This window comes from Pseudoalteromonas sp. C2R02, assembly GCF_018860845.1.
Taxonomy (GTDB): Bacteria; Pseudomonadota; Gammaproteobacteria; order Enterobacterales; family Alteromonadaceae; genus Pseudoalteromonas.
The window spans coordinates 72,069-97,779 of the sequence record NZ_JAHKQC010000041.1; the positions used below are offsets into that span (position 1 = coordinate 72,069).

Genomic DNA, 25,711 nt, shown 5'->3' on the forward strand with positions numbered 1-25,711 from the left:
TCATTATTTTAGCTTTGGGGCTTAAGTTAGGGTGCTATATATTTAATTAAACATTAACACCTAACTTTATTTATAAAAATTTAGAATGTACTAATTGACGATTAACCATTTTTTTAACCAAGAAGATTGTTGAATGAGCACTTGATTTAAATTTTCTTTAGCTTTGTAATTATGACCTTCAAATGGGAGCATGATTAATTTCGCGGTTTTATTGTTAGCCACTAAAGCTTGGTACATTCGTTTAGATTGAATTGGGTAAGTACCAGAATTTAAATCATTTTCACCATGAACCAATAATAAAGGCTCATTTATTTTGTCAGCAAATAAAAATGGAGACATATCTAAATAGCTTTTTTTTGCCTGCCATAAATTACGTTTTTCACCTTGAAATCCAAAAGGGGTTAAAGTGCGGTTATATGCTCCGCTTTTAGCTATTCCAGCTTTAAATAAGTCAGTATGAGCGAGTAAGTTAGTGACAGCAAAAGCACCATAGGAATGTCCCATAATAGCAAGGTTCTGAACATCAATCTTTCCCGTTTTTTCTAGTGCTATTACAGCTGCTTGAGCATTCAAGATTAATTGTTCTATAAATTGATCATTTGGTTGCCCATTATTTTCAGCCACTATTGGCATAGAAGGTGATTCAAAAACAGCAATATTATCATGTAAAAAAACTAAAGGACCATTAGGGTTAAATTTTCTAAACTGATTCGCTGCTATCGTGTTTTGTTCGCTTAATTTCTTATTTTTAAAAGCCTTAGGGTAGATCCATAAAACAGCTGGGTATTTTTTACCTTGTTTTGAACTATAACTATTTGGTAAATGTAATGTACCTTGTAAGTTTAACCCATCATCTCTTTGATAATTAATTAACTCAGGCTTGTGTTTAAATTGCATCCGGCTGTTATCAGTATAAATGGTCGTAGCATGCTTTTTTTGTTTACCTGTTAAACGTATATATTGTGGTGGGTTATCAGCTGCTTCTTTTTTTATAATCAATGTGGTTGGTGTGATTTTTATAGGAACTTCTAAAGAACTGCCTTTGCTAGTAAAAACGCGATTTCGTTCGGTTTTATTATATGAATCTACATAAGGTGTTACACCTGTTTTACTTTGACCTAGTGACATAAAAAATATATTACTGTGTGCGTCTTCAACTAAAACTCTATTACCCATAGAGGTTCTATCACTATATGGATCTCCAATATCTTGATATTTATCACGATAATCTCTTTGTGATAATGTTTTAACACTGTTTAAGTCTGAATAATGAATTAATTGGGTTAAAGCTTGTTTATCTTTGTATCGCCATTGTTGTAAAACTCCAGTTCCAGATTTACTCCAGTAGATATCATAATAGCGCCATTTGGTTGATAGTATTAAATCTTTTTTTTCATTAAATGGAAAAGACATTTTGTATATATGATCATGAATAGATAAATCTTTAGTCATATCACCTCCATCCACAGCTTCAACCCATGAGATAGTCGCAGGCTCAAATGGTAGCCATTGAACACTTCGAGATCCTATCGGAACACTATCTTTTTTAAGCTTATATTTATCTTTTAATCGAGGTAATGGAGATTTTGATTTATTTGTTTCTAAATTGAGAATGTAATATTTGCGCCCCCACTTTTTATAAGGAACTAAAGATGACAGCTTGGCAGGTAAACTTGAAATTAAAAGATATTGTCCGTTGGGTGAAACATAAAAGTCATCAACCATACTCGTATGATTTAAAGTATTAAGTTCTCCTTTTATGTTAATGCTTATTAGTTTTGAATCTGTAAATGACTTAAATCTTTGTTGTTTGATTTCATCATTTAATAAGTGAGAGTAGGTTCTCCCTTGTATTTTTTGAAGTTTGGTAGATTCTATTTTTGGCTTTAATGAATTTTTAATAGGTGGTAAAAATTGATTTTTTGCTTGTTTTACTAATATAGTCTTATTATCTGGCAACCAGCGTAAATGTCGACCACCAATTCTGGTTGATAGGTTTTTATTGCTTAATTGTTGTAATTTTTGGAATTGAATATCGTACAACCATAATGTTGTTTTATGATTGTAATGAACTAATAAAGCAATTAATTTTGAGTTTGGTGACCAGTTAAAATCTAAAATAACCCCTGATTTAGGTTTGATAATTGATTGCACATTATTAGCATTAACTAAAGTAAGGTGGCTATATATATCATTTTTAGGTGAATTTGTATTTTGAGAATAAAACTCAAGACCACCTAAGGCTTCTCTCCCTTCTGAAAGTGTTTCAATCGAAGGGTAATTAATTTGATGTAATAATAAAGTTTGTTCATCATCTGGTGATAAAACTAAATATTGTTCGTTAGAACTATCCATTAATTTATTCCAGTTATTAGGCTCAATAGCACTTAAATTTACCGAGAATATTGAAATATAAAAACATAAAATTAGAACGGATAGATTATTCATTTCTTAATGCCTTAATAGGATCTTGTTTTAAAGTTTTTTGAATGGGAAAGTAACTAACTATCAAAGAAATAATGAACAATCCAACCCATATACTAAGAATAAGTCCCCAATTCACTGGTAGCGAAAAGTTAGGATTAGAAACACTATAACCAACCACTAAAAAGCAGATTGAAAAGGCGAGTATCAAGCTCATTGATATAGGTTGCATTAATTCAATGATACTGTCTTTAAGTAAACGGCGGTTATCTGCTCCCATAGCTAGTTTTACGCCTAATGTATAACGGCGAACTTGTACGAGGTAATTTACAATACCATTGATACCAATGCACACCATCAGTAGAGAAACACTTGCTAAAACAATTGAAATCCAAGCAGCGGTAAGGTGATGTTTTCTTTTTTCATCAAAAAGCTGTGTTAAAGATGCTAAACGATTGATATCTAGCCTACTATCTATTTCAGTTATGTTATTTATTATTTGTTGTTCAACTAATAATGGTGAATGTGTTGTAATTAAGTAAGAATATTGACGCCAACCTGAATAGTTTTTGGGAATATAAATCTCATAAGTTTCGTCTTCTTGGCCCCCAGGTACATTTATATTACTCGTTACACCAATAATTTTGTGTTGCGTTTTTCCATCTAAACTGATTTTTTGTGCTCTTACTTCTTGATTGTTAGTCGCTAAAATATCAGCTAATCGTTGATTTACTAATATAGGGTAGTTATTTAGTTCTCTGTCACCTTTGCTAAAATTCTTACCATCAACCGTAATACCGAGTTGGTGTAAATAATCATGACCAATTAAAATTTTTCTAGCTTGTGCAATATATTGGTTATTTTCATCATAAACTTGGTTTACATTAAGTGACTCTGGCAATCTAGATTCCGATGTTACAGTAACACTATCTATAGAATCTAAATTCGAAAGCTGATTTATTATTGATTTATGTAAATTGATACGCTCTTCTGAGTTTTTGATATTGGCGTAATTTATAGTTAATGACCATTTGTTTTCAGTATCGATTCCAGAATCCCTTAAAGCTTCTGCCAAAGTATCTAAAACAACATGACTAGCAGAAACTAAAACTAAAAAAGAAAATAAAATTTGCAGACCAATTAGACTATGGCTTACGCCTGAACTTATTTGTTTACCAGTACCTTTACCACTACTTTGTAAGCTATCAGTTAAGTTTTTCTCTTTAACCACACTCAATTCAATATAGGAGTATAACAAGGCAATTAATATAGTTAATAAAGCTGAAACTAAAATGGTATTAAAACTAATAGCTAAAGTATCTAATCTTTGAATAGAGTTTGAGGCAAGTTGCTGGATGATTTCAAAACTTGTTTGCGTAAGAATCAGCGCAAATATTACTGAAATACTGATAACAATCGTATTATGTTTAAACGATTCAATAATCAATTGCTTGTTAGTGGCACCAAAGGCAAAGCTAATAGCAATAGATTTTATTTTTGTTACTGCTTTAGCTAATTGCATACTTGATAAATTAATTAAAGCAATGATCATTAACAGGGATACACCGAGTAGTAACATTAATACTATATTACCGCTATCACCTTTTAAGGCAGTATTAAAATCTGTCAATTGTGCACTTATCTTAAAGTCTTTTAATACATTTGGAGCATATAATTGTGCAGCAGTACCAGACAACGTTTTAATTTGTTCTTTGGCATTGCCTAATTGATTTAGTTCTGCTCTAGCGATACCTTTAAAGGCACCCATAAAATCATTAGCCGTTTTAGGATCGAAAGTTTCATCCATATCTATCGGGATCCAAAAAGCTGAGTTTATATTATTTAATTGCGGTAAAACTAAATTATCTGGTGCTACACCAATAACTGTAAATCGTCTTTGATTTAATTGGATTTTTTTACCTATAATATTTTTGTCGGCATTATATTCTTGTTGCCAAATGCGATACCCTAGAATGATAGATGTTTGTTTATTACCTAAACTTTCTTTATTGCTAAATAAACGGCCTAATTGAGGTTGAACACCGAGTATTTCAAATAAATTACTTGATGCTAAAATTACATTTACTTCAGGCCTTTTTTGATTATCAAATAATTTATAGTTAGACCATTGGTGGTAAGTCGCTACATCAGAAAATACAGTATTATTACTTTTGATATATTCTATTATTTGTGAGTTTGTACCAGGTCCAGAGTAACTTTTAGACTCTAACGTGCCTTCTAATAAAAAAATATTATCACTATTTTTATAGGGTAAAGGAGAAAAAAACACTAAATCTACTAAAGTAAACGCACTTAATACCATAGATAATGTAAGGGCTAAGGTTATTACTGTTGTTAAATAATATTGTTTTGCACGCTTAAATGTTTGTAAGGCTGTTTTCATTAACATGCTGTAGCAACCTCAATCTTTTCATCAGGTACAATTAAGCCGTCTTTTAGTTTTATGCTACGAGAAGCCATATCGGCATACCTTGGATCATGAGTCACTAAAACAATGGTTGTACCTTGTTGATTTAAATCTTGAAGTAGTGACATAATCGCATCACCATTTTTTGAGTCTAGATTACCAGTTGGTTCATCTACTAACATAATGCCAGAGTCACCCGCTAAAGCCCTGGCAATTGATACTCGCTGTTGTTGGCCTCCAGAGATCTGGTTAGGAAGTAAATTAGCTTTATCAGATAGGCCAACTTTATCTAAACATTCTAATGCGCGGATGCGACGGACCTGTAAAGATACACCTCTATACTTTAATGGCAGCGCTACATTATCTAAAATGGATATCTCATCAATTAAATTAAATGATTGAAAAACAAAACCTATTCTATTACCTCTTATTTGCGCTCTTTGAGTTGCATTCATCTCTGAGACAAGTAAACCATCTATATAGTATTCACCAGTTTGTGGGGTATCGAGTAATCCCATAATATTAAGTAAGGTTGATTTACCACAACCAGAAGGGCCAGATATAGATACAAACTCGCCATCGTAAATTGTAAAGCTAATACCTTTTAATACCTGAGTTACTTGATCACAAGAAGAAAAGGATTTTGTCATTTTGTTAATTTTTAATATTTCAGTATTCATTGCAATGCCTTTTCTTAGTATTAACTACCAATTTTTATTTGTTTTATGTTGGTTTCTAAATCGAGTCGAGAGGTAATAACTTTATCGCCAGCTTTAAGACCTGAAATTATTTGAATCAATTGTCCTGATGTTTTACCAAATTGAACTTCTACTTGGCTGGCTTTATTATCATCAGTTAATTTATATAACATCACAGTACTATTTTCATTCACCCCAGTTGGTGTTTTTATATAGTTTGTATTTGTTTGTACTTGAGAAAAAATAGTGGCATCGACTTGTTGCATTGGTTTAATCCCATCAAGCTTATCAGTTACCAGTTTAATATCTATTTGTACTGCGCCTTCGTTAATAACAGGGTCTATACGAACTACTTGTCCATTTATTTGATTGTTTAAGGTTTGAATTTCTGATTGCATACCAGCTCTGACTAAATGGGCTTGAATTTGAGGTACTTTAATTTCTGCAATTAATGGGGATAAGCTACCAATTAACGCTAATTCTGTTCCTATGGTGACACTTTGGCCTAAATTTAATGGGAAGCGCTGAATAACGCCGTTTATACCAGCTGTTACCGATAGTTGCTCAACCATCAGTTTTGCTACTTCAAATTCTTCACTCGATTGAGCTATTAAGTCTTCTTGAATTGATATAGCTTCATTTTGCATCGTAACCAATTTGGCTATTTTCGATTTTTCTAATTGAACTCGGTTAACTAATTGTTTGGCTTTTAATTCATTTTTCTTTGCGTTAATACCAGAAACAATACCCGATTTTGCTAAAGTTCTTTCGGCTTCAACTTGTAACATCGCTATTTCAACTTGAGCTTGTAATTCAGATAGGTGAGATTCGCTATTAAGCATTTCTCTTTGTTGTTTTAGTACGATCTGTCGTTTTTGAGTTTTTGTGTTTTTTAGTTTCGCAAGTGCTTGGCGTAACTTTCCTTCAAGCTCTGGATTTTTAAGTGTTAAAATAACCGTATCATGGTTAACAACTGCCCCTGCTTTTAATTTTATTTCATCAACAACTGCATTACTGGTTGCTGTGAGTAAGCGTTTATTGATTGACTGTAATAAACCATACCCTTCAATTTTTATCGAAAAATCACCATTTTGAACTTTATCAATACTAATGGCATCACGAGAAATAACATGTGCATTATCAGCATAGCCGAGTTGCCAGCCAGAAATTATCATGAGTACTGATAAACCGATTAATCCTTTGTATATATTTTTTGAATTTATTTTCATTATTTATAGACTCTTATTACTAGTTTTATTAGCTAACTAGTTCAATTTTATTATTTTTGATTAAGCTTTCTAAATCGATAATTCTATCTGCACTTTCGATTGTTTCTTGACGGTGAGCAACACTTATGCGTGTGATACATTTTTCTTTTAGGTATTGATTTACATGCATTTCTGTTTTGTTATCCAAATGACTGGTTGCCTCATCTAAAAATAAAACTTTAGGTTGGCTGTATAAAGCTCTCGCTAATAGCAGTCTTTGTTTTTGCCCTCCAGATAAGGCACTTCCTAAATCTCCTGCTTGAGAGTGTAAACCCATAGGCATAGCTTGAATTTCTTGCCAGATATAGGCACCTTTTGCAGCTTCAATTACTTTGTCTAAATTGGGTGTAGGCTCGAAGAAAGTGATGTTTTCGATTAAAGATCCATTTAAAAGTTGATCGTTTTGCATAACAGTTGCACACATTGAGCGGAAGTTACGAATACCGATACTTTTAATTGATTGACCATCGAGAAAATAATCGCCTTGTTCGGCATTGATAAGTCCTGTCATTAGTTTTAATAGAGACGATTTACCTAAACCTGATCTTCCTGTAATTACGACAGACTCACCCGCTTGTATCTCAAAACTTAACCCCTGAAATAACCAAACTGAAGATGAGCTATATCTAAAGTGTAAATTACGTATTTCTATATGGCCTTTGATATTGTCTTTTATTAAGGGTTGAGTGCTATTGTCAGTTTCTTGTTCCTGAAGAACAATATCTGACATACGTCGCAAATAAGTGGATGCAAGTTTAAAGCGAAATAATTGGTCAACTAAAGTTTGTGCACTGTTACTAAATTGCTGCCTATAAGCTAAAAAAGCGATAAACATACCAACAGTAAAAACATTATCAATAATTAATAATGCGCCTAAAAAAATAATAATGAGATAATCTAACTTACTGATAAACTCTTGGCTTATTTCAGCCGAAATTATAACTTTTTCTCTTTGTATATTTTCATTGGTCGTATCGGCAAACAAGTTGAGCCAAGAAGAAAGTCTAGCACTTTCTTTGACATAGCATTTAATTGGCATGATTGCGCGAATGGTTTCTATAAAATGACTATTTTCTTTTGCTTGTTTAGCTAATGCTTGCTCTAAATGTTTATTTTCTTTGCTAGTTAAGAATAAACGAACCATTAAAGTTAGTAATAAAAAAGAAAGAGATATGATTGCAAGTGATGGTTCATAACTATACATTATTATTAAAGTCGTGATCCCCAATAACCCTTCAACTACTGCTGAAATGAACCCTCTGCTGATCATTCTTTGTACTTCGTTAAATGCTTCAAATCGAGATTTAATGTCACCTATATGGCGAGTTTCAAAAAAAGACATAGGTAAATGTAATAAGTGACGTTGGATATTGGCTTTGACTTGAAAGCCAAGATTTTTATCTAAATATAAAATCGCTGCCGAGCGCAGAACATTACTTGCAGATGTTAATAAAGTGATAACAATAAATCCGCCTAATAGCCATATTAGTAGGCTTTTATCAGATAAAGGGATACCTTGATCTATGACTAAACGGATATAATAAGGTGCTACTAGAAATAAGCATTGTAAAAGAATTGCGATTACAAAAATTTTTAATAAAGATATACCAAGACCTTCGACCTTACCTATAAATGCTGTTAAAGGCATTTTTACGCGATCATCTTTTTTTTCAAAATTTGAAGTAGGTGTTAATTCAATAACAATACCTGTAAATGACTCCGATAGCTGATTCCAGTCTAATTTTATTTTACCTTTTGCCGGATCATGAAGCACGACACCACTTCTATTAACAGAGCATAATGTTACAAAATGATTAAAGTTCCAATGTAAGATAGCAGGGCCTTTTACTTTGGCTAACTGACCTATTTCTAATTTGAGTACTCTACCAGATAGACCTATATCATCTGCTACTTTGATAATTTGTTTTACTGTGATCCCTTGAATACCAACAGGGTATTTTTGACGCATAGCGAGCATGTTAATTTTATAGCCATGATAATAGGCAATCATTGCTAAACATGTAATACCGCATTCGGCTACTTCGCTTTGAAGAAATATAGGGAGCTTTGCTGTTTTAAAATTAATATAGTCGGTTAACTGCATATGATACCTCAGCTAGTTTAATAGTTGAGCAATAGATTTGGGTTGCTGTGTTAAAGATAAGTACATATTTGCCTTAGGTGATAATGCAGAAATTTCACGTATGTTATTAAGCTTTATATAGATTTTTTTACCATTTTTATTTGTAAAGTTTCCTAATAACATGGAAACCTTGCCCTCCAACTTTTTTTCATCAATAGAGATTATTACTTTATCACCAACTAAAATATTTTTTTTCGGTTTGTCTTTTAACCAAAAAGAAAACTCATTATTAGAATTGTTTTTTAAAATAAAGCCGATAGGTTTGTAGGGGGAGCTGATATTACTATCTGTGTTTAAATGAAAAAATAATCCAGAAGATGGGGATCTAAGGTAATATTGTTTAGGTTTGATTTCATTTATATTGGATAATAAATAAATTGATTGATTTTTATCTACTTGCTCGCCTTCTTTAACTAACTGCTTGGTTATGATACTTGGTGCTGGCAAAACTAATGGTTGAAAGTTATCAACTGCTATTTCGATATTAAAATCTTGAGTGCTAGTTAAAGTGATATATTGCATCATAATTACAGAAATAAGCATGGTAAAGCATAAAGCCCAAATTGACTTATTAATAATATTAGGTTGTTTGATCACTGAATGACCAAACTCCTGAGATTTATATTGATGTCTTAATGCTTCTTTACGAAACATATTTATTACAGACATAGCAATTACCCGACCTGTTTAATTTGTATATCACCAAAATCAAACTCAGATTTATTATTATTAATGTAGGACATTGGACAGCCTAGTTGCCAACTATTCAAAGTTGTAAAGCCTTTTAACCAAGTTGAGTATCTATGATTATTTATCTCTAAGGTTCCATCTTGATTTATTTTGCCAACCGCGTTTAAATCATCATTTAATGCCACTGTACATTTATTTAGTATTCCATCTGATCTGATTGCTAAAGAGTTTGCTTTTGATGCATAGCAGATATAATTTCCATTTTTAGATATGTCTAAACTTTTTTCATAACGAGCCGTCAGTTCGGTTGCAAAATCTTTAGCGCTTTGTTTTTTTATTAATTGCTTTATTTTTTGACTATTTCCACCTAAATTCTCAATTGCTTTAAAATATAGAGTGAAGCGACTATCGTGACTTAAATGTTGATTAAATCGTTCGCAAAAATCTAAGATGCTTTGTTGGTTATCATCTGTTACGTGAATACGTAATAATATTTTAAAATCTAATTGAGTTTTAGAAGCTGCTATTATGCGAGTCCAAATTTTATCAAAGCTACCTCTACCCGTTCTCATTACTCTAGTTTTGTTATGAAAACTCTCATCCCCATCTATTGATATTTGAAAATAATTTTGATTAGATTTAACAAGGCGTTCAAGTGTTTTTATGCTAAGTAAAGAGCCATTTGTTGTTATGTCACCAACAACTTTGCAATTATATTTTTTTGCTAAATCTAGCGCATACTCTGAAATTTCAAAAACTACATCATCAGCTAATAAAGGTTCACCGCCAAACCAGGATAAAGTTAATTTGTCTAAAGTAGGTATTTTATTTGCTATAAACTCTTTTATGGCTTTAACTAACCATTCCTGCATTTTTCCTTTTTCAAAATCTTCATAGCAATATACACACCTAAAGTTGCATTGCTCAGTTGGGAAAAGAATTAATTGAAATTCACTACTATTTAACGCGCTAGCGAGAGCGTGTTTTGAAAACCCTTTAATCGACTCTGTCACAATTAGCCCCTATACTTTAAAAAATAAAGCGTATACTTTTTGTACACGCCATAACTGTTATGCTTGATGTTCTGCACAACCTAAACCACATATTTTATTTTTTGCAGCAGCTTCTTCATCTTCTTGCTCTGGATTAAACCCACCTGAAACAGCATCAGCTAATTCAGGACTTAGCTCTATTTCACCATTTTTATTTAATTTAATTTCTTCGCTTTCAATATTTTCAAATTTATTAGTCATTTTATATTCCTATTTATTAGTTATGTTTTAGATCCAAATAAAGGATGGGATAATTATGCAGAATCTAAAATTTTACAAAACTGGTAAATATATCAGGTTATTTTAAATAGCTTCAGTTACGGAATATTTTGTAGTATTGATTTCATCTTCTTTAAGCTGGCATAAAGCTGCTTCTGGGCTTATTAAGCCACCAACCATTTCATCGAGTAATTCTAAACTGGTAATTTCGATGAATCCTTCATTAGTTCTTATTGCTTCTACTGTTGTATTTTTGCTCAAGTTTGAATTGTTCATCGTTATTCTCTTTTATTGTTCAAGTCTTATTTTGGCTTTTTACATTGCATACGAATGTAAATTAAGACAAATAACGAGCAATAATCTACCTGTGATTTATGTGTGACTATGCTGTAACTTCTTTATTTATCATTGATTTATGTGTTTTGTAGTAAATGAAATTCGATTCAGTTATTATCAAGCTTGATACTGGGGAGTATCTTTTTCGGGTAAATTAGGGCGGTATAGTGATTAAAATAGGATGTTTCACATTAAATGTAGAGGATATAGTACTCACTCGTGATGGAGTTGATGTAATACTAGAACCTAAAGTGTTGTCTGTATTGTTGTATTTTTGTGAAAATAAAGACCGTTATATTTCAATGACGGAATTACACGAAAACGTTTGGAAAGGCCGTTGTGTATCGGATGCTGCAGTTAGAAGAATAATTAGTAAAATAAGATTGTTATTTAATGATGATCATAAATCTCCCAAATATATTCAATCATTACCTAAACGCGGCTATAAATTAATTTGCTCAGTCGAATTTGATGTTCCAAAAAAAAATGAAGTCTTTCAACAAGAGGCTTTAATGGCAGTTGAAAATAAGTCATTACCTGCTAAAAGGTTTCTAAAGTTAAAAAAGATATATTTCATTATAATATTATCTTTGATTTTATTTAGTGGGTTAAGTATTCAGTACTTTTTATTAGGGAGTAGTCTTGAAGTAAAAACATCACATAAAGTACTGCCTACAATACCAGGTAGTAAAATTGCGGTGGAGCAATCATTAAATAATGAATTTTTTGCTTTCTCAGGGAGAGTTAGTGAAAACACTGGGTTTAAAGTCTTTATTAAGCAAAAAAATCAGCATGATTTTACTGCAATTCAAGGTGATGTCCACTTCCCTTTCTCTCTTGCATTTTCAAGAAATAATGAGTTATTATTTTTTTCAGATCTAATAGAAAGCAATTCATCTATTTATCAAGTTACCTTAAATAATACTGGAAATGACTATATTCCAAAAAAACTGATTGATGGATTTTATTTAATTGGTGATGTATTCACCTCGGAAGATTACTCAATAATTTACTTCTCTGGGCAAAAAAATATAAATGAGCCCGTTAATATTTTTAAGTATAATTTAATAAGTTCAAATATTTCTAGAGTAACATCAAGTGTAGATGAATCACATTCAGATATTCGTGGAAGTATCTCTCCTAATAGCCAGTTTATGGCTGTACTCAGGAAGTCAAAATATGATAAAAGTTATGAAGTTAGAGTCGTTGATTTATTGAGTGATGATATTACTTATCGGCATACCCAAACGAAGAAAATAAAAGATATTAATTGGCTAAGTGATGACGATTTACTGTTGCTAGATCAAGACAGTTTATATCAACTTAATTTGAAAAGTGTACTTAGTACAAATATAGCTACTAATATAGTTGATACGACCGCAGTATCTGTCATTAATAAAAATGATTTATTATTAATAGAAAAACAACCTCCCAAAAAAATATATGTTGAATTACAACTGCCTATGGATAATTGGAGAACGCAAAAAGTTTTTGATATGCCAACAACAATTAAACATCTTACTTATCAACTTGACAACTATTTAGCTTTGGATGTTAAGCCAAGTCATACCGAATTATTTAAATTTGATCCATTAACAAAAAATAGAGTTTCTTACTTAGAGACTCAGTATCCCATTGAATTAATAAATTCACACAAAAATCAGCCTGTGGAATTAATAAAAATTAATGATAGATTTGCGCTGATAAATATAAAAACAAGTCAATTAACATATATCACTGGCGGAGATGAATTTATTGGAGATGCAATATTTTCTGATGATGGTAGATATGTATTTTATTCGGTTAAAAGGTTTAGTGGTTGGGTGATTTTACAATATGATATTGAATCATCAGAAAAAAAACTATTTCTAGATGGGTATCGTTCAATTCGATATCTAAAAAAAGACCTTGTACTGACAGATGCGTATGGTGAATTATATTTATATACAGTAAAAACTAAAAATATTTTAGATTTAAAATATCAAATATCAATTGAGCCAGATACTTATTGGGACACTCATAAAAGCTCTATTTATTGGAGTAGTCATGATTTAGTAGAAACAACATTTCATCAAATAGATCTCAGTGATTTAAATAAAGTTAAAGAATACAGCAAATCTTACGACTATGAAAAAGTACCACCGGCCTTTGTTATTAATAAAGAGAAAAATAAATTGTTATTTTCTCAAAAAGATATAAAAGGTTCTCAAATCTTAAAACTATCCATCAGATAATGTGACTTTTATGTGATTTTCATAAAAGTCATATCGTTATTATTGTTTTATGCTTTTATTTATTTAAAGTTATTCCTGTTTTTATTAAATATTTATAGGATGCAACAAATAATGAAACCGTTAAATTTATTAATAATTTTAATTACAGTTTTTACAATGAACTTAGTTTTACAAGATACTGTTTTAATCTCTGAAACAGATTCTATTTCTCCTTTTAGTGTTTGTAAGATATTAGATACTTGCAAAAAGGAAGGGTAATTCTTAAAATTTGTGAGTTGGGGTTAACATGCAGTATATCGAAAGCTTAATTAAAGAAATTAACTGTATTGATTCTAAAGAGCAGTTAGTTTTATTCTTTGAAAAAGTAACTGATTTATTTAATTATAAATGGTCTGGTTTAGTCATTTTTAAACCAAAATTGAATAATAAATATGAAGTGAGTGTTCTTGGTAATATACCTATAAACATGCAAGAAAGAATAAAAAAAAGCATAGATATAAGTGATTATTGTTTAAATGAGATAGAACCAAAATCTTTAGTTATTAAAGATAAAGCATCAATTGAAAGTAATAATCTTGAAATTTTGGTTATACCTATTAACGGTGTGGGATCTGAATTTGCTTGTTTAACTTTTTTATTAAACTCAGAAAAACAAAGAGGATTGGTAGTTGAAAAAATAGGCTGGTTTTGGCTAATGTTATCTTCATTTATCTATAATAAATACAAAAAAGAAATAGCAGATGATAGTCATAAAATGACTAAAAGAGAATTGGAATGTATTAAATGGGCCTCAGATGGCAAAACTTCATGGGAAATTAGTCAGTTATTGTCTATCAGTCAAAGAACTGTTGATTTTCATTTAGCTAACTGCATAGTAAAAACAGATAGTATTAACCGACAGCAAGCAATTGTTAAATGTGCTTTAAATGGTCATTTATTAGTATAGCTAGAATGCATTAAGCTAAATCAAGTAATTGTTTTAGCTTTATTATTTTATGATAACTATGCATTAGTATTTTAAGCTTGTTTCAATAAACCTATAACTTTACTTTATGGGATTAATCCTGCCAATTAGCTGTTCATTTATTCAAATATCAATACTAGATACTCTAATATAAAAATCTACGATTGTTGATGCTCGATCATTGTTATTTCAGTTAAGTTTTGTTTAAATAGTATTATCTTTCGAATCGAAACTTAATTGCAGCCAAATGACAAAACGAAACACTCAACAAAGACGACATACGATACTTAGCCAAGTTAATGATCTTGGTGAAGTAACGGTTGATGCTTTGGCTGAACAATTTGAAACTTCAGAAGTTACGATTCGAAAGGATTTAACCGCATTAGAAAAAAGCGGCCTGTTATTACGTCGTTATGGTGGTGCTATTGCATTGCCTCAAGAAATTGTTGCACAAAGCAATGAAGAACTCGTTTCGCGTCGCAAAATGGCAATCGCCAAAGCAGCTGCTAACCTCATTAAAGATCATAACCGTATTATTATTGATAGTGGCCGAACAACGGCAGCTTTAATATCGCAACTTACTAGTAAGCGTGGTTTATTGGTAATGACAAATGCCATGAATATCGCTAATCAATTGTTATCTCTAGAAAATGAACCTACATTATTGATGACCGGAGGAACTTGGGATCCGCATTCTGAGTCTTTTCAGGGTCAAGTTGCAGAACAAGTTTTACGTTCTTACGATTTTGATCAGCTTTTTATCGGTGCAGATGGCATTGATATTGAACGTGGTACTACAACGTTTAATGAATTAATGGGATTAAGCCAAGTGATGGCTGAATCTGCGAGAGAAGTAATCGTAATGGTCGAATCTGACAAGATTGGCCGAAAAATACCAAATTTAGAATTACCTTGGCACTCAGTGACAACCTTAATAACCGACAACAACTTGGCTGAAGATATTTGCCAAGCGATTAAAGGTTGTGGCGTACAACTTATTTGTGCTGAAGTAGAGTAATAAATACATATATATCCATAAGGATATTGAGATATTAACCATACACCCGTGCAGGAGAAAGATATGTGTGGAATAGTTGGGGCTGTTGCAGAACGCCCAGTAAATAAAATTTTAGTTGAAGGTTTAAAGCGCCTTGAATACCGTGGTTATGACTCAGCTGGCGTTGCTTTATTAAATGGTTCTGATCTATCAAGTGTGAAAGCAGTTGGTAAAGTGGTGAACTTAGAAAAAGCGCTTAATGAATCGGGTTGTAAAGGTACTACTGGTATCGCACATACTCGTTGGGCAACTCACGGTGGTGTTACTGAAGCAAATGCGCATCCGCATTTATCAAATAACCAAATTGCATTAGTACATAATGGTATTATTGAAAATCATGACAAATTACGTAACGATCTAAAATCAAAAGGTTACGAATTTTTATCAGATACAGATACTGAAGTTATGGTACATACCATTCATGACTTACGTAAAACGACTGATAGCCTGTTATCTGCAGTACAAAGTGCCGTTAAATTATTTGAAGGTGCTTACGGTACAGTTGTATTTGATAAAGATAACGACAATGAAATGATCGTATCTCGTTCAGGTAGCCCACTTGTAATTGGTTTAGGGTTAGGTGAAAACTTTATCGCCTCTGATCAATTAGCACTATTACCTGTTACGCGCAGCTTTATGTTCCTTGAAGAAGGTGATGTTGCACGTGTTACTCGTGAGTCAGTTGAAATTTACGACTTAAACGGTGAGCTAGTTGAACGTGAAGTACATGAGTCTAACATTACGCAAGATGCGTCTGGTAAAGGTGAATTCCGTCATTACATGCTTAAAGAAACTTACGAGCAGCCAGTTGCTGTACGTAATACACTTGAAGGTCGTTTAACTAATGACCGTGTTGTTGATGATGCTTTTGGTACTTTTAATGGTAAAAATGCCATCGAAATATTAAAAGATGTAAAACATGTACAAATTATTGCATGTGGTACGTCATATCACTCAGGTATGGTTGCGCGCTACTGGTTAGAGCAACATGCCGGTGTGAGCTGTAATATCGAAATTGCATCAGAATTTAGATACCGTAAATCTTTTGTTCATGAAAATAGCTTATTAGTCACCATTTCACAATCTGGTGAAACAGCTGATACCTTAGCTGCTTTACGTCTTGCGAAAGAGCAAGGTTACATGGCGTCGATGACGATTTGTAATGTAGCGGGATCATCTTTAGTACGTGAATCTGATTTAGCATTTATGACTAAAGCCGGTACTGAGATTGGTGTTGCTTCAACTAAAGCATTTACCACACAACTTGTTGGTTTATTAATGTTAGTGGCGGGTATCGCACAAGAAAAAGGCTTAGACCAATCGCATATTATTAAGTCTCTTAAAACGTTACCAAATAAATTAGAAGAAGCATTAAGCCTAGCGTCTGGTATCGAAGATTTAGCAGAAGAATTTGCTGATAAACAAAATGCATTGTTCTTAGGTCGTGGTGATCAATATCCAATCGCGATGGAAGGTGCTTTAAAGCTTAAAGAAATTTCTTATATTCATGCTGAAGCTTATGCTGCTGGTGAGTTAAAGCATGGTCCATTAGCACTGATTGATGCTGATATGCCAATCATAGTTGTTGCACCAAACAATGAATTATTAGAAAAACTTAAATCTAACGTAGAAGAAGTACGTGCACGCGGCGGTATCATCTATGTATTTGCTGATAAAGCGTCAGAGTTTAAATCAGATGACACTATGCGTGTAGTAAACGTGAACCAAGTTGAAGATATTTTAGCGCCAATTGTTTATACCATACCTCTACAGTTATTATCTTATTATGTAGCTGTGATCAAAGGTACTGATGTTGACCAACCACGCAACTTGGCAAAATCTGTAACTGTTGAATAATCAATACTTTGTGGTTTTAGAGGTTGTCGAAAGACTGTAAGGTCTGATTGTCATTTTAACCTCCTGATAAGTTTAACTTAACAGGAGGTTTTTTATGTTTGATGCAGATAAACCACTTAATAATTTATAAAAATAGTGAGTCGATATTTTATTAAATAAAGCTAAGCAATAAATAAGTAGCGAGTACAACAGCGACCCACATAACCATACTACCCGAAGGGTGGTTCTGTGAGAGTAGAATACTCAGTCGGCCACTCTTACCAGAAAAATAACTTAAATATAGATTAAGCTTTAATTTCAATACATCCCTTAATGAACGATCTATTTGCCAAATAATACTAAACATTTTTTGCAATACATTTGGCATTGCGCGGCGATAAATCCAATCAGCATCTAGGGTTATGGTTAATGTGCGTTTCATCCAAGGCAACATGAGGAAAAAAGCAAAACCAGAGAATAATAACAGCTGCAACATATGGATCACATGCGTGACAGTATAAGGTTTGTAAGTGACCTCATAGGGCAGCATAGCGTATAAATATTCTGGAAATACGCCTAAACCGATGCAAATTCCTGAAAAAAGAAGCATTGCTAATCTCATGCTCCAAGGAGGATCTGATGGGCGCATGCCCGAATCTTTTTGGAAAAAAACAAACCAAGGGAATTTAATACCCGCATGAAGAAATACACCTGCAGAGGCTGCCATCAAGAAAAACCAAACGGTTGTTAAGCTTTGATCTGCAGCCGCCTGACTGATCATTGATTTACTTATGAAACCAGAAGTCAAAGGAAATGATGAGATTGAAAGTGCGCCAATAATGCCGCAAATGGCGGTGAGAGGCATGCTTTGAAATAAGCCGCCGAGGTCGGTACATTTGCGTTTTCCTGTCATGTAAAGCACAGAGCCTGCAGACATCAGTAGTAGTGCTTTGTAGATAATGTGAGTAAAGGCATGCGCAGCAACACCATTTAGCGCCATATCGGTACCAATCCCGATACCCGTCACCATAAACCCCACTTGATTTACAATACTGTAAGCAAGGATCCGACGCATATCGTTTTCTAATAACGCGTAGATAATCCCGTAAAAAATCATAAAGATTCCGATATAAATGAGAATATCTGCACCTGGAAAACCACGTAATAAAACATACACGGCTGTTTTTGTTGTAAAAGCAGAGAGGAAAACGGCGCCACTGAATGATGCTTCTGGATAGGCATCAGATAACCATGCAGAAAGTGGCGGTGCAGCAGCGTTAATAAGAAAACCAGCCATGATAAGTATTGTGCCAAAGGTATTTGGCTCCATTGCACTGAATGCTGTCGAACCTGTGTCCAAGATATGCGCTAATATGCCCACTAATAACAAGGTACCGCCGAATACGTGGACTAAAAAGTAACGGATTGAAACTTGTAATGAGAGTTTACTACGTACAGAAAGCACGATAAGAGTAGAAGCCACTGCCATAAGCTCCCAAAATACAAATAGGCTGATCAGATCTCCGGCGAATACAGCGCCAATAGCACTTCCCGCGTATACAAATACCGCAGATAGCTCCAAAACACTCTTCTGCTTAAGCGCATATAAACTGCCTCCAAATGTCATAATGGAAAAAACCGTCGCGAATATGCGACTTAGAGCGTCACTACGAACTAAGGACAGTTGATAATCGAAAAGTGGTATTGTAGCGAACACACCATTTGGTAAATTCCAAATTAAATAGAGTGCCACAACTGGCAAGCCTAACGTAAGGATAGGTCTAAACTTTTGGCTTATAATTGGCAATAAAAAAGCACCAAGAATTAATACAAGCCCAGGCGGGAAATCACTCATCATCATAATAAGTATCCTTACGCTTTAAAAAAATGGCAAGCGCCTTGGCAACAAGCACCATAGCGATACAGGTTATAAGTCCGAACCATGAATAAAAACCAAAGCTGCCGTCAATCCCGAAGTATGGGTGAGCATGAACAAAAAAATCAGCCATAACTAATAAAAACAAAATCATCAGACCGACGCGCCAAAGTAACACTATCGTTTTCTTTCTAACCAGCCAGTGTTTCTCACTTTCATTATTATTTTTCATAATTTATTTCTCTTGTTCGAGTACGGCCGCAGCTAACTCATAAAGCGCTTGTGGGTAGATAAAGAGGATCAAGCAGCCTAAGGTGGCAATACCTATCGCAATTAATGAAGGTATAGGTGCTTCTTTTATCTTAACCTGAGTTAAAGCGCTATCTGGAAATTGATCATTATTGTTTGAATTCTTAGGGAAAAAAGCGTGAAAAGGTATCGGTAATAAATAGGCAATGTTGAGCAGGGAACTAATCATTAAAACAGTCATCATTATAAATTGTTCTGTTTCAAGGGTGCCCATCAATAAATACCACTTACTCCATACTCCGCCTGTAGGTGGTAAGCCAATAATACTGAGCGTGGCGATAAAAAACGCAGCCATGGTAAATGGCATTTGCCTACCAAGACCATGCATTTCACTAATTTTTGACTTATGTGCTGCCACTAAAATGGCCCCAGCACAAAAGAACAAGGTTATTTTGCCAAAAGCATGCATAGCAATATGCATAGCGCTACCAATGACACCCGAAGAGGTTGCTAATAGTGCACCTATAGTTATATAACCTAATTGACTAACAGTTGAGTAAGCTAACCTTGCTTTCAAATTGTCTTGTCTCATGGCAATGAGGGAGGCAATCAATACAGAAAACCCTGCTAGATATAGTAAAAATTGTGTGGAGGGTAATTGGGCCAATAAATCTAAGCCAAAAATAAAGGTACAGACTTTTAATACCGTAAATACACCCGCCTTTACAACGGCCACCGCATGCAAAAGCGAACTCACTGGCGTTGGTGCAACCATCGCGGCAGGTAGCCAGCGATGAAAAGGCATGATGGCGGCTTTACCAATGCCAAAAATGAACAATACCAATATGATGCTAGCAGTTATTTTATCAACATCATCAGCAAATATACCACCGGGCTTAAAGTCTAAAGTACCAGCTACAAGCCAAGTACTGACAATCGCCAGCAGGAAGAAAACGATTGATGTCGTCAGTAAAATCCCTAGATAGATTCGGCCACCTTTTTTTGCTTTTTCAGTACCTGCGTGTGTTACTAAGGGGTAAGTCGATAGAGTCAGTACTTCATAAAATATAAACAAAGTAAAAAGGTTTGCTGAAAATGCAAGTCCCATCACCGCACCAATCGCAACGGCGAAACACACATAAAAACGTGTTTGATTTTTTTCTTGATGGCTGCGCATATAGCCAATGGAGTAACACGTAGTCACCAACCAGAGGAAACTTGCAACTAATGCGAACAACATACCCAGCGGTTCAATATCAAAACTAATCGTTAAACCGGGTAAAAGCTCCCACCAATAAACGCTGATAGATTTTCCTGAAGATAAACCTTGATATAAAGTCACGACTAAAAAAATTAACACTAGGCTGGTTGAAAGCGTGACACTTTCTCGCAGGTTTGGATAACGTCTTGATGCAACAATCGCGAATGTTGCTAAGAAAGGAATGATAATACACAGTTGCAGCATCAGCTCTAAAGAAAGATTCATGGTGATACTCCAAACAAGCTTTGAGCGGCGCCTTGGGCTACCTGCACACTCAGTCGAGTATCAATGCCAAAATAAATATTGGCGATGACAAGTGTCCATATCGGGATAAGAAAACTCATCGGTGCTTCTTTTACTTTTATATTTTCATCTAAAGGCGCTTTGAAATAAGCAATTTCTACTACTCTCCAAACATACACAACCGCTAGCATTGACCCTAGAAGAATGAGCACGGCAACAGGCCACCATCCTTGTTCAACTAATGCAGTAAGTAAATACCATTTACTCACAAAGCCAACTGTTAAAGGCACGCCAATTAAACTTAAGCCACCAAGAACAATTGCCGCCATCGTCAACGGCATCTGACGTCCTAAACCGCGTAAATTATTGAGTTCTACATTGCCTACTCTATAAATAACCGCGGCTAAAGCTAAAAATATCGCACCTTTCATTAACGCGTGATTGAACATGTGCAATAAGGTTGCAGTTAATCCTGCTGCTGTACTTAAACTAAAACCTACAATCATATAACCAATTTGAGCGATGCTTGAATAGGCAAAAATATGTTTAACATTGTTTTGATAAATAGCCGTAGTCGAAGCGATAAAAATACCAATCAACCCAAGTGCCATAAATAATGTTTGTAATGGAATCGTTGTGAAAGAAAATGAGAAGCCAAATACTGAAAAAGTAAATCGAATCAATAAATAGACTGCTACTTTGGTTGCGGTGGCAGCAAAAAAAGCCGTTACGATAGAAGGGGCATAGGCATAAGCATTAGGTAACCACAAATGCAGTGGAAACATTGCTAATTTCAAACATACACCCACAATCAAAAAAGTAAAGGAAACAAATACGGTACGCGTTTGTGCGACTTCAGGTAAACGTTGTGACAAGTCTGCCATATTTAGCGTACCTGTCATTTGATACATCAAACCAATCGCAATTAAAATAAAGGTGGCGCCTATGGTTCCCATGATCAAATATTGATACGAAGCCCAAAGCGCTTGTCTCTTTTGACCCATAGCGATTAAGGCATAAGCAGATAGCGATGATATTTCTAAAAACACAAAAACATTAAAGGCATCGCCAGTGGCAACAATACCCAACATGCCAGTGAGAGAGAGTAGATATAAAACATAAAAATAAGAGTGTTTATCTTTGGGGATTTCTTTTTCAATGCTGGTTTGGGCTGCAACTAAAACGACCGTACTGATACCTGAAATAATTAACAGTAAAAAAGCATTAAGTTTATCAATGCGATACTCTATTCCCCATGGCGCTTGCCAGCCACCTAATTCGTAGCTAATCACACCAGATATCATTACTTGTTGTAATAACAAAATGCTTATTATAAATGCTAAACCACTAGCTAGGAGAGAAAACAGCCATACCAATTTAGCGCGATTTAACAGTAAACAAATAGGTGCTGACATTAACGGTACGATAACTTGTAAAATAGGAAGGTGTGTAATCACGCGCTTTCCTCCGCTTTACTCCTAGACTGCTGTTCTTCATTGTCCTGCTGTTGAATTTCTTCTTCTTCAATTGAGTGATAGCTTTCTTTAATGCGAACAACTAATGATAAACCTAACGCCGTGGTCGCAATGCCAACAACAATGGCTGTCAGAATAAGAACATGAGGTAAAGGGTTTGAGTATTGCGTTATGCCATCAGCTAAAATCGGAGCGGTTCCGCCGTCAACTTTAGCGATACTAATATAAAAAATAAATACCGAAGTTTGAAAAATAGTTAAGCCTATTATTTTTTTTATTAAGTTACCGTGAGCAATCACAATGTAGAGCCCAATCATCATCAAAATTATCACAATCCAATGATTAAAAAGACCTATTAACATATGGATGATTCCTTATCTTGAGGTGGCTTTTTATGTTGTTTGCGCTCTCTGCGACCTGCGAAGTTGAAAAAGATAACGACCATTACCGAGGCAACAGTACATCCCACTCCCCATTCAATTATTAAAATACCTAAGTGTTGGCCTGTAATGGGGTTGCTTGATAACACATTGTAATCAAGGAAGTTCCCTCCATTCATCAAAGATACAATACCCACACTGCCATAGATCAATACTCCCAGTGCCGCAATGAATTGAATAAAGGTTTGATTAATGACTTTACGTGCAGTAACCAACCCAAAAAGCATCGCATATAAAATAATAGCGGAAGCAAAGATAACACCTGCTTGAAAACCACCACCAGGACCAAAATCACCATGGAATTGAACATAAAGAGCAAACAAGAAAATAAAAGGAATGAGCATCTTAGCAACAATACGAATAACAAGGTGCTGTCGATGCATAGAATCATTGATTGACTCAATTTCATCATCATTCTCTTTAGCGCGACCAATAGATAGCAGTGTTAGCACGCCGATACCTGCAGTAAAAATAACAACCACCTCACCAAAAGTGTCAAATGCTCTATAACTGGCAAGCACTGATGTGACAATATTAGGTATTCCGATTTCCTGCATCGAATCATTGATATAACGAGGTGATGTGTGGTTATGAATCGGAGCGTCTTCGGAGCCAAAATGAGGCATATCTAATGTGCCGTAGATGAGTAGTCCACCTGTTATAATTACAATAAAAAGTGCTGGTAGTGGTTTGTGTCGAGTTGGCTTTTCTTTACGCCCTGTCATCGAGATAACAACCAACATGAGTAAGGTTGATATACCAGCCCCCACAGCAGCTTCAGTAAAAGCAACATCAACTGCATCCATAGCAACAAAAAAGCTTGCAGATAAAAGTCCATAAATACCAGCGAGCATAACAACGGCAAAGGAATCTTTCGTGCGAATTATCGCAACGGCGATAATAATCAAGAAGGTTAATAATACGATATCAATCAAATAATCGATGAGTTATTCTCCTTTTCTTTATCTTGGCTAAGGTTGCTTGAACCTTTAGGTATGACACCATTATGAAAAGCGGATTTGGCTAAGACATGACTGGCAGTAGGGCCAACTAACAAGGTTAAAAGCAATACCATCACTAATTTGGCAAAGACTAAAAGATCAGTACTCAGTATCATAAGCCCGACCAAAATCATGCCAGCGCCTAATGTATCTGTCACACCAACGGCATGCATACGGGTATAAAAATCAGGGAAACGCAACAATCCAACACCACCTGAAATACAAAGAAAGCTACCAAGGAGTATAAAAAAACCACTACTAATCGTTATTACAATCTCCATTTAAACATCCTTCTTTATAGATTCGTTATCGTTAGGTGTATGTTTAAATTGATGTGTATCCGAGTAACGCAATACCCCAATGACACTAATAAAGTTGATCAGTGCATACACTATGGCAATATCTAAAAATTCAGGCCTGCCCATTACAAATCCCAATAAAGCGATAAGTAGCACTGTTTTAGTGCCAAACATATTAACCGCTAAAATACGGTCATACAGTGTCGGCCCAGCAATTCCTCTAATAATTGCTAAAATCATGGCGACAAAAATAGCAAGTGTGGCTGCAATTAACATTAGCGTTCCAATAAAGTTACTCGGCGATCCATTTCACCGGTTTCTAAAGCCTCAATATCCTTATAAACTAAGGCGTGTACGGTAATTTCGTTATCTACTAAATCGATTGCGACTGTACCTGGCGTTAAGGTAATTGAATTAGCATAGATAACTTTTCCCATGTCTGTTTTCTGGCTGATTTTAATTGTTTTCAGTGTTGGTGAAATACTATTTACACCTAGCCAAATATGTTTTACGACAGTGATATTGGCTTTAATAATCTCTTTGATTAACCACATATAGTAGCCAAATATTTTGGTTGATAAATAGACTGGTTGTGACTCATTATCAACGACATCCATTTTATGAGTAATGACTAAAACTAACGCGATAGACACGAAACCAAGAGATGAGATTAACAGACTGTAATGGCCTGAATTAAGTAGCCAAAATGCGACTAAAGTCAGAAATAAACTAATGGTATGTTTCATTGATAAACCCTGGGCTGTTCATGAGGGAAAGTTGATTGTTTAATCATGCGACTTGCTCTTTGCAATACACTATTTATTACATATTCAAGATCCATTTGCATGTTTTCGATAACAATCTCTCCTTAGTTAACAATTTCTAACGTTAGTCGACAATGCGTGTTATTAAACTTTGCATTGAGAACATTAGTGAGTTTTATGGAAAATTTGGTGATATACGCGTCAACGCTCGAAAATGCGAGCAGTAGCCTTTAATTTTCGTTTTTAAACCACCGTTAATATTAACCCCGAAGGATTGAATACTTACCTACATTTTTAGACTTACTTTCTTGGTATTATCAGTATAGGTCTTGTCCGATTAGCAAAATTCGATATCATAAATATCGCGAAAAATAACAGGAAAAGATGTATAAATACTGTTTAAAAATATTGCTTATATAAAAATATTATTTATAAATATTCATTACTTATAGCTCATTTTTTGTTAATGGTAAATTCAAATCGTATTTTTTTTCATCAAAAAAGTGACGTTTTTTAATTATATGGGTTGACTAAATTACAACCATATTTTTTATTTATATGTTGTCATTACCTTAGATAACATCGCTAAAGCCAGTGAAGGCGCAATTTAACACCAAAAACCATAAGTGATGAGCTTGCGAATTTCGAAGAGAAAATAGGGATTAAATTATTTGATTAAAAAGGAATAAATTTTAATTATTATCGCGAGTGTTAAAAAGGAGTAAGCGTATTCGATTGATATGCCAAGAAGGAG

General features: G+C 34.1%; 22 protein-coding genes. 4 read left to right on the forward strand and 18 right to left on the reverse strand.

The genetic code is table 11. The features are described 5' to 3' along the window. Positions 1-90: 90 nt before the first annotated feature. The 9 genes from KO527_RS19795 to KO527_RS19835 form a co-directional block, all read right to left on the reverse strand. The gene (locus tag KO527_RS19795) at positions 91-2,448 is read right to left on the reverse strand and encodes a prolyl oligopeptidase family serine peptidase (protein WP_216041988.1); all 2,358 of its coding nucleotides are present in this window, start codon (positions 2,446-2,448) and stop codon (positions 91-93) included. Next, on the reverse strand, positions 2,441-4,834 hold the full coding sequence (locus KO527_RS19800; RefSeq protein ID WP_216041989.1) for an ABC transporter permease: 2,394 nt from the start codon (positions 4,832-4,834) through the stop codon (positions 2,441-2,443). Before KO527_RS19800 ends, KO527_RS19795 begins: the two co-directional genes overlap by 8 nt. Then, positions 4,828-5,532 (reverse strand): ABC transporter ATP-binding protein, encoded by a 705-nt coding sequence (locus KO527_RS19805; RefSeq protein WP_216041990.1) that lies wholly within the window; start codon positions 5,530-5,532, stop codon positions 4,828-4,830. The genes KO527_RS19800 and KO527_RS19805 overlap by 7 nt, the downstream gene beginning before the upstream one ends. Before the next feature lie 20 nt (positions 5,533-5,552). After that, on the reverse strand, positions 5,553-6,779 hold the full coding sequence (locus KO527_RS19810) for an HlyD family efflux transporter periplasmic adaptor subunit (RefSeq protein ID WP_216041991.1): 1,227 nt from the start codon (positions 6,777-6,779) through the stop codon (positions 5,553-5,555). A 28-nt stretch (positions 6,780-6,807) separates the two neighbouring features. Then, positions 6,808-8,922, reverse strand: coding sequence for a peptidase domain-containing ABC transporter (locus KO527_RS19815; RefSeq protein ID WP_216041992.1), 2,115 nt, complete (start codon positions 8,920-8,922; stop codon positions 6,808-6,810). Positions 8,923-8,934: 12 nt separating this feature from the next. Beyond that, complete coding sequence (locus KO527_RS19820) at positions 8,935-9,630, reverse strand: hypothetical protein (RefSeq protein ID WP_216041993.1); 696 nt, start codon at positions 9,628-9,630, stop codon at positions 8,935-8,937. 5 nt (positions 9,631-9,635) lie between these two features. After that, positions 9,636-10,664: a radical SAM protein gene (locus KO527_RS19825; protein ID WP_354668642.1), complete on the reverse strand. Its 1,029-nt coding sequence runs from the start codon at positions 10,662-10,664 to the stop codon at positions 9,636-9,638. Positions 10,665-10,721: 57 nt separating this feature from the next. Further along, positions 10,722-10,904 carry a hypothetical protein gene (locus KO527_RS19830; RefSeq protein WP_216041994.1) on the reverse strand — a complete coding sequence of 61 codons (183 nt, stop codon included), beginning with the start codon at positions 10,902-10,904 and terminating at the stop codon, positions 10,722-10,724. Positions 10,905-11,006: 102 nt separating this feature from the next. After that, a complete protein-coding gene (locus KO527_RS19835; protein ID WP_216041995.1) occupies positions 11,007-11,198 on the reverse strand; it encodes a hypothetical protein in 192 nt (63 codons plus the stop codon). 227 nt (positions 11,199-11,425) lie between these two features. Here KO527_RS19835 and KO527_RS19840 point away from each other — a divergent pair, with 227 nt between their 5' ends. The 4 genes from KO527_RS19840 (at position 11,426) to glmS (ending at position 17,370) form a co-directional block, all read left to right on the forward strand. After that, positions 11,426-13,492 carry a winged helix-turn-helix domain-containing protein gene (locus KO527_RS19840; RefSeq protein ID WP_216041996.1) on the forward strand — a complete coding sequence of 689 codons (2,067 nt, stop codon included), beginning with the start codon at positions 11,426-11,428 and terminating at the stop codon, positions 13,490-13,492. A gap of 286 nt (positions 13,493-13,778) precedes the next feature. Then, a complete protein-coding gene (locus tag KO527_RS19845) occupies positions 13,779-14,438 on the forward strand; it encodes a helix-turn-helix transcriptional regulator (protein WP_216041997.1) in 660 nt (219 codons plus the stop codon). A gap of 265 nt (positions 14,439-14,703) precedes the next feature. After that, positions 14,704-15,474, forward strand: coding sequence for a DeoR family transcriptional regulator (locus tag KO527_RS19850; protein WP_216041998.1), 771 nt, complete (start codon positions 14,704-14,706; stop codon positions 15,472-15,474). Positions 15,475-15,537: 63 nt separating this feature from the next. Then, positions 15,538-17,370: a glutamine--fructose-6-phosphate transaminase (isomerizing) gene (glmS, locus tag KO527_RS19855; protein ID WP_216041999.1), complete on the forward strand. Its 1,833-nt coding sequence runs from the start codon at positions 15,538-15,540 to the stop codon at positions 17,368-17,370. A gap of 151 nt (positions 17,371-17,521) precedes the next feature. Here glmS and KO527_RS19860 read toward each other — a convergent pair whose 3' ends face one another. The 9 genes from KO527_RS19860 to KO527_RS19900 are packed head-to-tail and all read right to left on the reverse strand — an operon-like array spanning position 17,522 to position 24,939. Then, positions 17,522-19,210, reverse strand: coding sequence for a Na(+)/H(+) antiporter subunit D (locus KO527_RS19860; protein WP_216042000.1), 1,689 nt, complete (start codon positions 19,208-19,210; stop codon positions 17,522-17,524). After that, positions 19,197-19,457, reverse strand: a complete 261-nt coding sequence (locus KO527_RS19865; protein WP_216042001.1) for a hypothetical protein — start codon at positions 19,455-19,457, stop codon at positions 19,197-19,199. Before KO527_RS19865 ends, KO527_RS19860 begins: the two co-directional genes overlap by 14 nt. Before the next feature lie 3 nt (positions 19,458-19,460). Beyond that, positions 19,461-20,960, reverse strand: a complete 1,500-nt coding sequence (locus tag KO527_RS19870; protein WP_216042002.1) for a monovalent cation/H+ antiporter subunit D family protein — start codon at positions 20,958-20,960, stop codon at positions 19,461-19,463. Further along, positions 20,957-22,435: a monovalent cation/H+ antiporter subunit D family protein gene (locus KO527_RS19875; RefSeq protein WP_216042003.1), complete on the reverse strand. Its 1,479-nt coding sequence runs from the start codon at positions 22,433-22,435 to the stop codon at positions 20,957-20,959. The genes KO527_RS19870 and KO527_RS19875 overlap by 4 nt, the downstream gene beginning before the upstream one ends. After that, positions 22,432-22,815: a cation:proton antiporter subunit C gene (locus KO527_RS19880; RefSeq protein ID WP_216042004.1), complete on the reverse strand. Its 384-nt coding sequence runs from the start codon at positions 22,813-22,815 to the stop codon at positions 22,432-22,434. Before KO527_RS19880 ends, KO527_RS19875 begins: the two co-directional genes overlap by 4 nt. Beyond that, entirely contained in the window at positions 22,809-23,828 is a 1,020-nt protein-coding gene (locus KO527_RS19885; protein WP_252733902.1) for a DUF4040 domain-containing protein, read from the reverse strand. Before KO527_RS19885 ends, KO527_RS19880 begins: the two co-directional genes overlap by 7 nt. Then, the gene (gene mnhG / locus KO527_RS19890; protein WP_216042005.1) at positions 23,825-24,175 is read right to left on the reverse strand and encodes a monovalent cation/H(+) antiporter subunit G; all 351 of its coding nucleotides are present in this window, start codon (positions 24,173-24,175) and stop codon (positions 23,825-23,827) included. Before mnhG ends, KO527_RS19885 begins: the two co-directional genes overlap by 4 nt. Further along, positions 24,176-24,469: a monovalent cation/H+ antiporter complex subunit F gene (locus KO527_RS19895; RefSeq protein WP_216042006.1), complete on the reverse strand. Its 294-nt coding sequence runs from the start codon at positions 24,467-24,469 to the stop codon at positions 24,176-24,178. Continuing rightward, complete coding sequence (locus tag KO527_RS19900) at positions 24,469-24,939, reverse strand: Na+/H+ antiporter subunit E (protein ID WP_216042007.1); 471 nt, start codon at positions 24,937-24,939, stop codon at positions 24,469-24,471. Before KO527_RS19900 ends, KO527_RS19895 begins: the two co-directional genes overlap by 1 nt. Positions 24,940-25,711: the final 772 nt, after the last annotated feature.